Here is a 15,179-nt window from a genome sequence, read left to right on the forward strand (position 1 = left end):
TTCAGGACTCGACAAAATGTACAAAATGATATTCATTATTTTTACTTTTGCAATGACCCTAAACGCTATTGATCAGGAGAACACCTTATCATTGCCAGAAGGTCAAAGTTCACCACCCGCAACCTTAAAAGATATCCATTGGCTTGAAGGGCACTGGCGTGGTAAAGCCTTAGGTGGAACAGTAGAGGAAATCTGGTCGGCTCCCTTAGGTGGCAGTATGATGGGTGTGTTTCGCAACGTGGTAAACGATCAAGTAAAACTTTACGAAATTGAAATAATCCGAGAAGTTAATCAAAGCTTACTGTTGCAATTGAAGCATTTTCACCATGATCTTAAAAGCTGGGAAGAAAAAAACGAAACGGTGGATTTTCCATTAGTAAAAATCGAACCGAATGCGGCTTATTTTGATGGATTTACAATTAAACGCATCAATGAGAATACGATTGAAATGTTTGTCGTTGTGGCTAAAAAACCGCAAAAGAAAGAACTGCACATCATTTATCAAAGAGTCCAAGATTGATGCAGCTAACCAATGCCACTCAATACGATGCTATTCAAATAAGTGAATGGTTTAACACGAAAAACGAAGTGCTTTTTTGGGGCGGCCCAAATTTTCGCTTCCCTTTTACCGAACAAACCTTTCTAGAAGATATAAAACTGAACGCCTTACCGAGCAAAGTTTTAAAGCAGGATCAAAAAATACACGCGTTCGGTCAGTTTTATTTGCGTCAGGGTCGTTGTCACTTGGGTCGATTGGTCGTCAGTCCCGATGCTCGTAGAAAAGGAGTAGGATCCGAATTACTCAGCCAATTGTGTACCAAAGGAAAGCAAGCACTGTCTGTAAACGAATGTTCACTATTTGTGTTAAAACAAAATCAACCCGCTTATCGACTGTACCACCGTTTTGGTTTTCGTGAACAGACGTATCCAGAGCCGATACCGATAGACGACTGCCTTTACATGACGTATCAAACCGATAATAGACGTTGAAAGTCGTGCAGTGAAGTCACTGCACGAAACACAGAATCAAGACCAACTGTCTTCGGTAAGCTCCCGCAGACGCTTTTGTTCGAAGTAGTTCTCAAGATCGCGCTTCACTTCGTTACTACTGCGTGAACTTTTGTGTCCTTTTTTTTTGGTAAAACTCAACTCGTCATCCCAATGATGTTTATGTTGCTTACTACGGCTTACTCGCCCTGAAGATTGCATGATATACCTCACTAAAAAGAGCACCTTCAGGCGGAATATAGGACTGACGAATGCGATTTTCTAACGAATTCTCTGATTGATCACGATAAATTTTTTTTGTTAACCTCTCCTTGATAACTCACTTATATGCAGAAAAATTCATGCCAAAATCGATCTGGAAAAAGTCATTTACGTTAAAGTCTCTCAACATTCGTAATCAAAATACATTGGCTAGCCACCTGTCGATGGAGGTTACTGAAGTTGGTGATGACTATCTGGAAGTCAGTATGCCCGTGAACCAGTGCAGCCATCAGCCCATGGGCCTGTTACACGGTGGAGCCTCAGCCGCACTGGCTGAAACCGCTGGCAGCATCGCCGCGAATATCGCGGTCGATGATGATCATTACTGCGTTGGTATGGAAATTAACGCCAACCACCTCAAAGCGATTCGAAATGGCGTCGTTCTCGCAAAAGCGTCTCCGCTCCATCTTGGTAAAAGCTCGCAAGTCTGGGAAATACGAATCACTGGCAGCAACGGGGATTTGATTTGTGTATCTCGATTAACCATGGCGGTACGCCAAAAGTCGAAAAAACCTGAATGAACGTAACTTTATGTTAAGAAAGTGCTTCACAGACTTATTTTTTGTCACCGAAAACCCTAAGATGTTCGACTCCTTATCGGATTTATCATGAGTGATCGGCTATGCTTTATCGAATGTCGAGATATACCGTAGTCAGACTAAACGCTCATGCGGCAATGTGCTGCACAATTTTGCTTTGTCTCTTTGTACACTGTAAACCGCTTTTCGCTCAATCATCGCTTCCATTTTTCAATCTCGCAGACACCAACGGATTAAAGGGCAATGAAGTCATCAGCATTTTACAAGATCGACAAGGATTTATCTGGTTTGGCACAACACAAGGATTGAGCCGATACGACGGCCATGAATTTATACATTTCCATGCAGATGCATCAAAATCAAACCGTCTATCGGACAATAAAATTTGGAGTCTGTTTCAAGACGCTCAAGGAACCCTCTGGATTGGTACAGAGTCTGGAGGAATCAACCGGCTGGACCCAGAAACCAATGTAATTACCCACTTCATGCACGATCCAGAACAACCTGATAGTTTGAGTCACAATTACGTGCGCGCAATTAACGCGGCGGGCCCCCATCATTTATGGATTGCCACTTCGGGTGGCGGACTGAACCTCCTTGACACACGGTCCAATACGTTTCAGCACTTCAAACATCAACCAGACGATGAAAACAGCTTGTCGAGCAATGAATTACGCTCGATTGAGCCCGATCATCAAGGCGGTCTTTGGGTAGGCACGCGATTTAACGGATTAAACTATATAACGCCGGATAAAAACACCATCATACGTTATGAGCTCAAAGCAGATTCTGTAAATACCCTGCCATTGAAACAAGTTCAAAGTTTGAAGCTGGTTTCTCCCAATTTACTCATAATTGGGACCTGGGACTCAGGCGTGTATCGCTATCAAATCGATCACCATCTTTTGCAACCACTCAGTACCGAATCGGGCGAACAGCAATCCATTCGTTCGGGCGTAGTTTCAATGACAACTGAAGGAGACAATCTTTGGTTCGGCACCACGAACAATGGCATATATCGTTATAACTGGCAGCGGTCGGAACTCTTACATTTTTATCACAGCGCCGCAGACAAGCATAGCCTAGCCTCGGGCAGTATTTACAGTTTGATGGTCGATCGAAATGCGCAGCTTTGGGCTGGCAGCTGGGGAGGAGGCGTCAGTTATACCCATTTAAAAGCTTTAAATTTTAAACGATACTATCATGTGCCAGGTGACTCGAATTCACTGTCACCAGGTCCTGTAGAAGGCGTGGTCGTTGATCATCAAGGTACCCTTTGGGTCGGTGTTGAAGGTGGAGGATTAAATCGATTTGACACAGTAAACCATCGCTTCGAAAAACTTAAGCACCAACCTAACAACTCGAACAGTTTAAACAATAATGATGTTGAAGTGCTTTACTACACACAGGATGATAAAAATTCACTTTGGATTGGCACACGTTTTGGCGGTCTGACTCAATACCTTATCGAACAAGAAGCTTTTCGACACTTCACACATGACGCGAATAATCACAACTCGCTTTCCAACAACGATGTTCGCGCCATCGTTCAAGACCAAGATTTGAATTTATGGGTGGGTACTACCAATGGACTCAATCGATTAAATGCGGACCGGTCGCAAATAACCCGTTACTTTTCAGACAACGTTCCGGGATCGCTGAGCCACAACAGTGTCTATGTATTATTTAACGATAGCAATAATCGACTTTGGGTCGGGACAAATGGTGGTGGGTTAAATTTGTTTGATCCTACCAACAATCGCTTTAAACACTTTCGTTTCAATAACAATGACCCATACAGTATTCGCCATAATTTTATTTGGGATATCATAGAAGACAACGCAGGTAATCTTTGGATTGCAACTGAAGCAGGGTTAGAGCAATTAACACAACAAGAAATCAATCAACCTGATGCGCAATTCATTCACCACACCAACGAAAAAGTGATCTCGTTGATAATGGATGAACAACAACGATTGTGGATGTCGTCTCCCAAAGGCATTTATTTGTACGACCCGAGACAAAAATACGTATATCTGTATGAAGCTTTTGATGGCACCCTAACCCGACACTACTATCCATCAAAGTTTAAAAGTGACGATAATCGCTTCTTTTTCGGTGGTTACGAAGGCCTTACTGAATTCAATCCCCATTCACTGACACCACAAAAACGTCATGAAAAAGTAGTCCTCACTTCATTGGCTGCCAACGATGAACAGCTCAAATTCAATAGTTATCAACTAGAAGCTTTACAACAACAAGGTCAATCGATCGAACTTCCATTTTCAGCAGCCGGTTTTACAGTAAAGTTTTCAACGTTGGACTTTCTCACTCATCAGAACCATTCTTATCGTTTCCGACTGCTAGGACTGGATCCGCACTGGCACCAGGTGAGAGAAAACGAGGCATTTTTTACTAATATTGAGCCTGGCAATTACCAGTTTCAAATACAGGCAAATGGTAAAGATAATTTATGGAGTTCCGAAACGTCGTTGTCCGTTACGATACTCGCTCCTTATTGGCGAACCCGTTGGGCTTACCTTATTTACACTTTGCTGTTGTTATTGATGGCTTATCAATACATTACTTTTATTAAACGCAAACAATATTTGAAAACATTGGAAAGTGCGAGCGTTAGTGATCATTTGACCGGTTTAAAAAACCGATTCTTTGTCAGTAAGTACCTACAACAAGATATAGAACTTTGTGTGCGACGCTTTCGCGATCATTACAACAAAGACAACAGTGAAGACCTAGACTATCTATTTTTTATCATTGATATTGATCACTTTAAGTCAGTAAATGATCAATACGGTCATAGTGCCGGTGACAGAGTATTGCAAACCTTCGCCAAAGTATTAATTCAAGTCTATCGTGAATCGGACTTCTTGATCCGGTGGGGTGGCGAAGAGTTTCTCGCGATCGCGCGTTCTTCCAACCGCGATCACGCAACCGATATTGCAGAACGATTACGGAAAAAAGTGGAAGGTACGGTATTTAGCATTGGCAATCAATGCATCGATATTACCTGCTCCATTGGCTTTTGCGCTTTTCCACTGGATAAGAAAAATATTGAAGCGATTAATTGGGAAAAAACGCTGGAATTAGCCGATCGCTGTTTATACGCCGCCAAGCATAGCCAACGCAATGCTTGGGTGGGTTTTACCATGGGTCATATTGAAAATTCAGAATCGATTAGCAAGCTTATAGAAAATACGGAACAGGCGATTAAAGACGGTCAACTCAGTTTACAATCGTCACTTCAAACAACATCACTTCAATGGATTTAAAAAAAATGCCGGATCAATCCGGCATTTAAAAATATCAAACATTCGAATGATTATAAGTACTTCACTTCGGCAATTTCATATTCAATGTCACCACCTGGGGCACGAACAACCACTTCATCGCCTTCATTTTTGCCAACCAAAGCGCGAGCAATAGGAGAGGACACAGAAATTTTATTCATTTTTAGATCCGCTTCGTCGTCACCGACGATTTGGTAACTGACTTCTTCATCGGTATCAAGGTTCACCAACTCTACAGTAGCACCGAATATGACTTTACCATTGTTAGTCATAGAAGTGACATCGATGATTTGCGCGTGCGACAACTTGCCTTCAATTTCCTGAATACGCCCTTCAATAAACCCCTGCTGTTCACGGGCCGCGTGGTACTCCGCATTTTCTTTTAAATCACCGTGTTCACGTGCTTCGGCGATGGCAGCAATCACTTTAGGTCGCGCTTCCATTTTCAAATGGTTCAGTTCTTGGCGCAGTTTATCTGCGCCTTGCTTCGTCATAGGTACACGGTTTTGCATCAGAAATTTACCTTTTCATGAAGTTCTTGGACAGACACTACTTTCTGACGGTTTTGATTGTTGATCGCCTGGGTTGTTGCCAGTGCTCCCGCCAGCGTTGTGGTGTAGGCCACTTTATGTTGTAACGCTGAACGACGAATGATAAAGGAGTCCGCGATCGCCTTTTGTCCTTCAGTGGTATTCACAATGTAATCCACTTCGTCATTCTTAATTAAATCGACAATGTGTGGGCGACCTTCACCCACTTTATTAATTTTTTGGCAGGGAATTCCCGCATCCAATAACGCTTTTGCGGTTCCGGATGTACCGATAATTTCAAAGCCACAATCAATCAGTGCACGCGCAACACTGGGTATCTTACATTTATCAGCATCACGTACGCTGATAATGGCTTTACCGCCTTTGGGAACTTGGCTGCCGCCACCTAATTGAGCCTTGTAAAAAGCTTCGCCAAATGTTTCACCAACGCCCATGGCCTCGCCGGTTGACTTCATTTCCGGCCCTAATATCGGATCGGAACCTGGAAATTTATTAAACGGAAAAACGGGTTCTTTTACCGAGAAGTAAGGAGGAATGACCTCTTGCGTCATTCCTTGTTCTTTCAAGCTGGTACCTGCCATAACACGCGCCGCAATCTTGGCGAGAGGCACACTGGTTGCTTTGGAAACAAATGGTACCGTTCGAGAGGCACGCGGATTCACTTCCAAAACGTAGATGTCTTCACCCTTGATGGCAAACTGCGTATTCATCAAGCCACGAACACCCAGCTCCTTTGCCATAACAGCAACTTGGCGTCTAAGCTCGTCTTGAATACTTTCCGACAATGAATGCGGCGGTATTGCACAAGCAGAGTCTCCTGAGTGCACACCCGCTTGCTCAATATGCTCCATAATACCGCCTATCAAGCAAGTTTCACCGTCGTAAATGCAATCAACATCCACTTCAATGGCGTCGTCAAGGAATCGATCCAACAACACCGGCGATTCGTTTGAAACACTCACCGCTTCGTTCATATATCGGCGTAATTCTTCTTCCGAATAAACGATTTCCATGGCACGACCGCCCAAAACATAAGATGGACGTACCACCAAAGGATAACCAATTTCATCGGCCAAACGCACACCTTCTTCCATATTTCGGGCGGTACGGTTTGGTGGTTGACGTAAACCCAATTTATCGATGGCTCGTTGAAAACGTTCACGATCTTCAGCACGATCAATGGCATCTGGTGAAGTTCCGATAATGGTTACACCCTCGGCTTCCAAGGCACGACAGATTTTTAGTGGCGTTTGTCCACCGTAGTGTACGATCACACCTTTCGGTTTTTCTTTTTTCACAATCGCCAATACGTCTTCCAGCGTAACCGGTTCGAAATAAAGTCGATCGGAAGTGTCGTAATCAGTGGATACCGTTTCCGGATTACAGTTCACCATAATGGTTTCGTAACCGTCTTCACGCATTGCAAGCGCAGCGTGTACACAACAATAGTCGAACTCTATTCCTTGACCAATTCGGTTGGGGCCGCCACCGAGCACCATGATTTTGTCTTTTTCGCTCGGGTTGGCTTCGCATTCTTCTTCATAAGTGGAATACATGTAGGCCGTCCCCGTTGCAAACTCGGCCGCGCAAGTATCCACACGTTTGTATACCGGGAGAACACCCAATTTATAACGCAGTTTCCGAATTTCTTTTTCGGTTGCGCCGATTAAGTCCGCCAAACGCGCATCGGAGAAGCCTTTTTGTTTATAACGGAACAAAGTCTTCGCATCCAAATCACCCAGCGGCTGTTTAGCAATTTCACCTTCAAGTCGAATTAACTCTTCGATTTGCACCAGGAACCAAGGATCAATATTGGTCAGTTCCTGTACTTTTTCCATACTGAATCCAGCCCGGAAAGCGTCACCGATATACCAGATCCGTTCTGCGCCGGGTACGATCAACTTTTGCCGTAAAACACCTTCCGCATCATCATCCGCAAGATCGACAATCGGATCAAAACCGTGCTTACCCACTTCGAGTCCACGCAGCGCTTTCTGCATCGACTCTTGTAAAGTACGTCCAATCGCCATTACCTCGCCCACAGACTTCATTTGTGTGGTTAACGTGGCGTCGGAGTTAGGGAATTTTTCAAAGTTAAAGCGCGGAATTTTAGTGACGACATAATCAATGGATGGTTCAAACGATGCCGGTGTTTTGCCGCCGGTAATTTCATTTTTCAATTCATCAAGGGTATAACCCACCGCCAATTTTGCGGCAACTTTAGCGATTGGAAAACCCGTGGCCTTTGAAGCTAATGCGGAAGAACGAGACACTCGTGGGTTCATTTCAATCACGACGAGTCGGCCATCAGCAGGGTTCACGGCAAATTGCACATTGGAACCACCGGTTTCTACGCCAATTTCGCGTAACACGGCCAAAGAGGCGTTACGCATAATTTGATATTCTTTATCGGTCAGAGTTTGCGCGGGTGCAACCGTAATCGAGTCACCCGTATGCACACCCATGGGATCGAAGTTTTCAATGGAACAAACAATGATGCAATTGTCGACTTTATCGCGCACCACTTCCATCTCGTACTCTTTCCACCCAATTAATGACTCATCAATCAAAAGCTCATGAGTGGGCGACAAATCCAGACCACGGTTACAGATTTCTTCAAACTCTTCCCGGTTATAAGCGATACCGCCGCCGGTTCCTCCCATGGTAAAGGAAGGACGGATAATGCAAGGAAAGCCAACATGCTCCAGAACTTCGTATGCATCGCTCATGCTATGTGCAATACCGGAGCGTGGCATATCGAGACCGATTTTACGCATGGCTTTGGCAAACAAGTCACGATCCTCAGCCTTATCTATAGCCTCGCGTTTCGCGCCTATCATCTCTACGCCATGAATTTCCAATACACCTCGAGAGGCCAGATCCAACGCACAGTTCAGTGCCGTTTGGCCACCCATGGTGGGCAGTAATACATCGGGTTTTTCTTTTTCGATAATTTTCGCTACCACTTCCCAGTGCAGCGGCTCTATGTAAGTTTTATCGGCCATTTCCGGATCGGTCATAATGGTCGCCGGATTGGAGTTTACCAGGATGACCCGATAACCCTCTTCACGCAAAGCTTTACAAGCCTGTGCGCCAGAATAATCAAACTCGCAAGCCTGACCAATAATAATGGGGCCTGCGCCGAGAATCAGAATGCTTTCGATGTCGTTGCGTTTTGGCATTGTCGATTGTGCCCTTAGTATTCGTTCAAAGTAGTAGGTGGTCTTCGCTCGTGGTCAATATCAGCGGTTTTGCTCCATCAGCTCGATAAAGTGATCGAACAAGGGAGCCGCATCGTGAGGTCCGGGGCTCGCTTCTGGATGCCCCTGGAAACCAAAAGCCGGTTTGTCGGTACGATGTATCCCTTGCAGACTGCCATCGAACAGAGACACGTGCGTCGCTTTTAAATTATCCGGTAATGTTGACTCATCCACTGCAAACCCGTGGTTTTGTGACGTGATCATCACGCATTCCCTTTCCAGGTCCTTAACCGGATGATTGGCACCGTGATGGCCGAATTTCATTTTGACCGATTTTGCTCCGCTCGCCAGCGCTAGTAACTGGTGCCCTAAGCAGATCCCAAATGTCGGGATATTTTTATCGAGAATGGTCTTGATTGCATCGATGGCATAGTCACAAGGCTCTGGATCACCCGGACCATTGGAAAGAAAAACACCATCGGGATTCATTGCTAGAACTTCTGCAGCAGGCGTTTGTGCGGGAACCACTGTGAGCTCGCATCCACGCGCTACCAACATGCGTAGGATATTTTGTTTCGCGCCAAAGTCGTAGGCCACCACTTTAAAGCGGCTCTCCGGTGCAGTTTGATAACCACCTTCGCGCTCCCAAGTTGAGTTGGTCCAGCTGCTTTTGGCTTTTTGCGATACAACTTTCGCCAGGTCCATACCTTTTAGTCCGGGAAAGTCTTTTGCTGTTTGCAACGCTTTGGCTTGCTCGAGATCATCGCCGGCCATAATCGTGCCGGCCAGTGCCCCTTTTTCTCGCAAAATACGCGTTAATTTGCGCGTATCGATGTCTGCAATACCAATAATATTACGCTGTTTTAAATAGTCAGAAAGCGATTGTTGATTACGGTAATTGCTCGCCAGCAAAGGCAAATCGCGAATGACCAGTCCGGTCGCCCAAACCTGTGAAGATTCCTGATCTTCTTCGTTGGTGCCGGTATTACCGATATGGGGATAGGTTAAAGTGACAATTTGTTGCGCGTAGGATGGATCAGTTAGAATTTCCTGATAACCGGTCATCGACGTATTAAACACCACTTCGCCGACGGTAATACCGGTAGCACCAATTGCGGTGCCTTCGAACAGGGTTCCGTCTTCAAGGACAAGGATGGCGGGTTGGCTCAAAAGGGACCTCCACAAATACTCCAGATACACAAAAAGCGGAACTCAAAAACTTGGATTCCGCTTTTTCGAAAAAGATATAGGTAACCTATAAAACAGACATTGTCCGCTACGGACAAAATCGGGGTATTTTACGTGATCTGAGTGGTGTTTGTCCATGTTCGAAAAATCGACAGCGCTAAAAACGGAAAAAGGCGACAAATGCCGCCCTATTATCCATTATGCAATCATCCTGAAAGCTGTCATCCTGATGCTACCTTCCTGTAGCTATTGTCCCTTGCACTTCCTTGTCAGACCATCCTAGGTCTTCTCCATTGCCGCCGTTTGTTCCCTGCCGCATGAGTGGAATAGTAAAGGATTCGAATTATTCGACAAGGCTCTAATCAGGGGCCCTCTAATTACTGTTAATTATACAAAAAGATAAATATTCAATAAAAACAAGTAGTTAACCAAAAGCGGCAACTTGAATATTTCAATATCCCTAGTCTTTTTTATCCCTTTTCTGAGTTAAGCTTGAGACATGGCTTACACACTTGGCAGGAGATCGCCCTGTTCTTTTCTTTAGAAGCACTTTTCTTACGTTAAGTATTGGCCTAATTTAACCCTAAAACATCCAGCATATCGTAGCTTCCTGCGGGCTGAGCAGCCAACCAACAAGCGGCTTTAATCGCCCCCTGGGCAAACGTTTGGCGACTGCGTGCCTTATGCGTGATCTCAATTTCTTCCCCTGCCATAGCAAACAACGCGGTGTGTTCCCCAACAATATTCCCGGCACGAATCGCAGAGAATCCTAACGAACCAGGTTTGCGAATGGCATCTTTGCCACATCGATCGAAAGCCGCGATTTCACTGAACACCTTGTTCATGCCTTTTGCAACCGCTTCTCCCATTCGTAACGCTGTGCCTGAAGGTGCGTCTTTTTTGAAACGATGATGCGCTTCGATAATTTCTATATCCGCATCATTGCCAATTATTTCGGCAACCATTTCCAGCAGCTTCAAACTCAAGTTCACACCGACACTCATATTAGGCGCCATAAGAATGGGGATGTGTTGCGCCAGCTTCTCCAATTTTTCTTTTTGCTGGTAGCTGAAGCCCGTTGTGCCGATGACCAACGGAATGCCGAGACCAACGCATTCTTCGGCGGTTTGCAAAGAAAAGTCCGGCAAACTGAAATCAATCAATACGTCCACCTGTTCTTTATGAGCCGCTAGGTCATCCGATAATAATGCTGCGTTGTTTATTTGTGGAAATTGTTTGTTGACTGGCTCACCGACCCACTTATGACCGGGTCTTAATAATGCAACGGCAAGCTCGACTTTGTTAGCACGATCCACAGCAAATAGTATTTCTTGCCCCATCCTACCGGTACAGGCATTTACAGCAATTTTAGTCATGACTCATTCCAGAAGTTTTTGTTATTGGTACTCATTGTAGCAAAGAGCTAACAGCAACTTTAATAACCAAAGGGTGTGATTGAATTAGAGCAAGTCCGTCGAAAAAGGACGAATATATTTTGTTAACTGCCGGTAGAAGTCGCTGCAGCAGTAGCAGCAACCGCACCTGCGGCGGCGGCCGATGTTTGTAGACTGCCTACAGCACTTTGATCATTATGAGGTGTCGCTAGAATAGCAGTACTGTATCCCAAGCCGGACAATCCGTTTTTCCACAATATTTTCCCTGAATCTGCTGCGAGTCCGTATAAGTGACCACCGGCATAGGCAATGATGATCTTTCCATGAACGATCAAATTGGTAAAGCTAGAAGTCCGTTTGAGGCGAGTACGCCAAACTTCATTGCCATTATCGGTATTTATAGCAACCACATGACTACTGATTGCCAAATAAGTATGATTTTCCACTTCGCTTGCTCCGTTTATGTTTTTTTCCTTAGTCAGAGCAAACTTAAAAACCTTACTTGGTCATCCCTTCCCAAAAGCTTTTCACGCCATCAAACCAGCTTTTCGATTTTGGGTTGTGACGGTTGTTTGCGTTTTTCAATGAATCCTCAAATTGTCTTAGCAGCTCTTTTTGCTCTTTGTTCAAGTTGACCGGTGTTTCAACAACGATTCGACAGTAAAGATCACCTGCGTGAGTGCCACGCATAGGGGTCACTCCTTTTCCGCGTAGTCGGAATAATTTACCCGATTGCGACTCAGCAGGAACTTTTAAGTTGACGCGACTGTCGAGCGTGGGTACTTGCAATTCACCACCCAAACACGCTGTAGCAAAACTGATAGGAACCTCGCAATAAAGATCGTTACCTTCGCGAGTAAAAATGGGGTGCTCTTTGACGTGAACCTGAACGTAAAGATCGCCCGGTTGAGTGCCAGGCCCGCCGGCTTCACCTTCACCGGAGAGACGAATCCGATCACCTGTATCAACACCCGCAGGAATTTTCACCGATAATGTTTTTTCTTTTCGTACACGGCCTTGGCCATGACAACTGCCGCAAGGATCTTTGATCATAGTGCCCTGACCATGACACTTAGGGCAGGTTTGCTGAACCGAAAAAAAACCTTGTTGCATACGGACCTGACCGGCACCGCCACACATATCACAAGAGGTGGGTGCAGTGCCTTTTTTCGCTCCACTGCCATCACAAGTTTCACAAACAACATAAGTAGGCACGTGTATTTTTGCCTGCGTACCGTGTACAGCTTCCTCTAATGAAAGTTCTAAGTTGTAACGTAAATCGGCACCTCGGCGCGCCCGGCGACCACCACCGCCACCTCGAGAGCCGAAAATATCACCAAAAACATCACCGAAAATATCGCTAAAGCTAGCACCACCAGCGCCACCACCAAAACCGCCTTGTGATGGATCGACACCCGCATGGCCGAATTGATCATAAGCCTGACGCTTCTCAGGTTCAGAAAGAATTTCGAACGCTTCTTTCGCTTCTTTAAATTTATCTTCTGCTTCTTTGGAGTCGGGATTGCGATCGGGATGGTACTTCATCGCCATCCGCCGATAAGCTTTTTTAATATCCTGCTCACTGGCGGAACGATCCACTCCCAACACTTCATAATAATCGCGCTTCGACATACCGGTTTAGCCTGTTTCTTTGATCAAAGTTTATGTGATAAAGACAAAGAACGCGGACAAAAACGTCCGCGTCTTATTTTGTTAAAAATTGCCGGACGACTCGACAAGTTATTTTTTATTGTCGTCTACTTCTTCAAATTCAGCGTCAACAACGTTGTCTTCTCCGTTACCTGAAGAAGGTTTTTCATCAGCGTGATCGCCACCAGCGGCTTGTGCCTGGGCCTGTGCATTGGCATACAAACGCTCAGCCATTTTCGCAGAAGCTTGAGACAATGCTTCGGTCTTGGCTTCGATGGCTTCTTTGTCGTCACCTTTAATCACTTCTTCCAAATCTTTGATCGCTGCTTCAATAGCTTCTTTTTCACCATCTTCAAACTTGATGTCTTCATCTTTCATGCTTTTCTTGGTGGCATGGATCAAACCATCTGCTTTGTTTCGCACATCGATCAGCTCTTGGAATTTTTTATCTTCATCCGCATGAGCTTCTGCGTCTTTTACCATCTTATTAATTTCATCTTCCGATAAACCACTCGAAGCTTTGATAACAATCGATTGATGCTTACCCGTCGCTTTGTCTTTAGCCGATACATTCAAGATACCATTGGCATCTATATCGAAAGACACTTCAATTTGCGGAACACCCCGTGGTGCGGGAGGAATATCTTGTAAATCGAATTTACCCAGCGATTTGTTTTGTGACGCTTGCTTACGTTCACCTTGCAACACATGTACGGTTACCGCAGTCTGATTGTCATCTGCAGTCGAAAACACTTGAGACGCTTTGGTTGGGATCGTGGTGTTCTTCTCGATCAAATTGGTCATCACACCACCCATGGTTTCAATCCCTAAAGATAATGGCGTTACGTCTAATAACAAGACATCTTTAACATCACCAGACAGAACCGCACCTTGAATGGCTGCACCAATCGCAACCGCTTCATCGGGATTGACGTCTTTACGAGCTTCTTTTCCGAAAAACTCAGCAACTACTTTTTGAACTTTAGGCATACGGGTTTGACCACCCACCAAGATCACGTCATGAATTTCAGACACATTCAAATCGGCATCTTTTAATGCCATTTTAAGAGGGTCTAAAGTACGCTCTATCAGATCATCAACCAGTGATTCCAACTTAGCACGCGTTAATTTAATGTTTAAGTGTTTAGGCCCTGTTGAATCGGCTGTAATGTACGGCAAATTGACATCGGTTTGCTGACTAGAAGACAGCTCAATTTTGGCTTTTTCTGCCGCTTCTTTCAATCGTTGCAGCGCTAATGGGTCATTATGTAAATCAATTCCGGACTCTTTTTTAAATTCATCCGCCAAATATTCAATAATACGCAAGTCAAAGTCTTCACCACCAAGGAAAGTGTCACCGTTGGTCGACAGTACCTCGAATGTATGCTCACCTTCTACTTCCGCAATTTCAATAATGGAAATATCAAAAGTACCGCCACCCAAATCGTAAACGGCGATGGTGCGATCACCTTTAGCTTTATCCATTCCGTAAGCTAAGGCTGCCGCTGTGGGCTCGTTAATAATACGCTTAACATCCAGGCCGGCAATACGACCCGCATCTTTGGTTGCTTGTCGTTGCGAATCATTAAAATATGCCGGTACAGTAATTACCGCCTCAGTAACCTTCTCACCCAGATAATCTTCGGCCGTTTTTTTCATTTTCTTTAATACTTCGGCAGAAATTTGAGGTGCCGCTTTCTTTTCACCTTTCACTTCAACCCAAGCATCGCCATTATCGGCTTTCACAATTTTGTAAGGCACCATTTTGATGTCTTTTTGCACGACTTCGTCTTCAAAACGTCGGCCAATAAGACGTTTAACGGCAAACAAAGTGTTCGTCGGGTTCGTCACGGCCTGACGTTTCGCCGACTGGCCTACTAAGATTTCACCATCGTCAGTGAACGCTACAATAGAAGGCGTGGTACGAGCGCCTTCGCTGTTTTCGATCACGCGCGCATTTTTACCTTCCATTACCGCCACACAAGAGTTGGTGGTTCCTAAATCAATACCGATAATTTTTCCCATGGTACTTCTCCAAACTTGAATTCTTTAATCGATGAATACTTTGGGTTATTTCGCG

Annotated in this window: 12 protein-coding genes; 4 read left to right on the forward strand and 8 right to left on the reverse strand. The window is 44.9% G+C overall.

Features of this window, described 5'->3' with window-relative positions; all coding sequences use genetic code 11:
* The first annotated feature begins 16 nt into the window (after nucleotides 1–16).
* Both ACTUJY_RS10775 and ACTUJY_RS10780 read left to right on the forward strand, forming a co-directional pair.
* Nucleotides 17–520, forward strand: coding sequence for a DUF6265 family protein (locus ACTUJY_RS10775; RefSeq protein ID WP_463616090.1), 504 nt, complete (start codon nucleotides 17–19; stop codon nucleotides 518–520).
* Nucleotides 520–990 (forward strand): GNAT family N-acetyltransferase, encoded by a 471-nt coding sequence (locus ACTUJY_RS10780; RefSeq protein ID WP_463616091.1) that lies wholly within the window; start codon nucleotides 520–522, stop codon nucleotides 988–990. The genes ACTUJY_RS10775 and ACTUJY_RS10780 overlap by 1 nt, the downstream gene beginning before the upstream one ends.
* A 36-nt stretch (nucleotides 991–1,026) precedes the next feature.
* On the opposite strand, the gene ACTUJY_RS10785 is transcribed toward ACTUJY_RS10780, so the two are convergent.
* Nucleotides 1,027–1,209, reverse strand: a complete 183-nt coding sequence (locus ACTUJY_RS10785) for a PA3496 family putative envelope integrity protein (RefSeq protein WP_463616092.1) — start codon at nucleotides 1,207–1,209, stop codon at nucleotides 1,027–1,029.
* Nucleotides 1,210–1,349: 140 nt separating this feature from the next.
* Between ACTUJY_RS10785 and ACTUJY_RS10790 the strand changes: the two genes are divergently transcribed.
* Both ACTUJY_RS10790 and ACTUJY_RS10795 read left to right on the forward strand, forming a co-directional pair.
* Nucleotides 1,350–1,790 carry a hotdog fold thioesterase gene (locus ACTUJY_RS10790; RefSeq protein WP_463616093.1) on the forward strand — a complete coding sequence of 147 codons (441 nt, stop codon included), beginning with the start codon at nucleotides 1,350–1,352 and terminating at the stop codon, nucleotides 1,788–1,790.
* A gap of 170 nt (nucleotides 1,791–1,960) precedes the next feature.
* Nucleotides 1,961–5,098 (forward strand): two-component regulator propeller domain-containing protein, encoded by a 3,138-nt coding sequence (locus ACTUJY_RS10795; RefSeq protein WP_463616094.1) that lies wholly within the window; start codon nucleotides 1,961–1,963, stop codon nucleotides 5,096–5,098.
* A 50-nt stretch (nucleotides 5,099–5,148) separates the two neighbouring features.
* On the opposite strand, the gene greA is transcribed toward ACTUJY_RS10795, so the two are convergent.
* The 7 genes from greA to dnaK form a co-directional block, all read right to left on the reverse strand.
* On the reverse strand, nucleotides 5,149–5,628 hold the full coding sequence (gene greA, locus ACTUJY_RS10800; protein ID WP_463616095.1) for a transcription elongation factor GreA: 480 nt from the start codon (nucleotides 5,626–5,628) through the stop codon (nucleotides 5,149–5,151).
* On the reverse strand, nucleotides 5,628–8,849 hold the full coding sequence (carB, locus tag ACTUJY_RS10805) for a carbamoyl-phosphate synthase large subunit (protein WP_463616096.1): 3,222 nt from the start codon (nucleotides 8,847–8,849) through the stop codon (nucleotides 5,628–5,630). Before carB ends, greA begins: the two co-directional genes overlap by 1 nt.
* Nucleotides 8,850–8,909: 60 nt before the next feature.
* Nucleotides 8,910–10,037 carry a glutamine-hydrolyzing carbamoyl-phosphate synthase small subunit gene (gene carA / locus ACTUJY_RS10810; RefSeq protein ID WP_463616097.1) on the reverse strand — a complete coding sequence of 376 codons (1,128 nt, stop codon included), beginning with the start codon at nucleotides 10,035–10,037 and terminating at the stop codon, nucleotides 8,910–8,912.
* 590 nt (nucleotides 10,038–10,627) lie between these two features.
* Nucleotides 10,628–11,431, reverse strand: coding sequence for a 4-hydroxy-tetrahydrodipicolinate reductase (gene dapB, locus ACTUJY_RS10815; protein ID WP_463616098.1), 804 nt, complete (start codon nucleotides 11,429–11,431; stop codon nucleotides 10,628–10,630).
* A gap of 122 nt (nucleotides 11,432–11,553) precedes the next feature.
* Nucleotides 11,554–11,895, reverse strand: coding sequence for an outer membrane protein assembly factor BamB family protein (locus tag ACTUJY_RS10820; protein ID WP_463616099.1), 342 nt, complete (start codon nucleotides 11,893–11,895; stop codon nucleotides 11,554–11,556).
* 52 nt (nucleotides 11,896–11,947) lie between these two features.
* Entirely contained in the window at nucleotides 11,948–13,081 is a 1,134-nt protein-coding gene (gene dnaJ / locus ACTUJY_RS10825; RefSeq protein WP_463616100.1) for a molecular chaperone DnaJ, read from the reverse strand.
* 108 nt (nucleotides 13,082–13,189) lie between these two features.
* Nucleotides 13,190–15,124, reverse strand: coding sequence for a molecular chaperone DnaK (dnaK, locus tag ACTUJY_RS10830; RefSeq protein WP_463616101.1), 1,935 nt, complete (start codon nucleotides 15,122–15,124; stop codon nucleotides 13,190–13,192).
* Nucleotides 15,125–15,179: the final 55 nt, after the last annotated feature.

This window comes from Pleionea sp. WD8-19 (assembly GCF_055326765.1).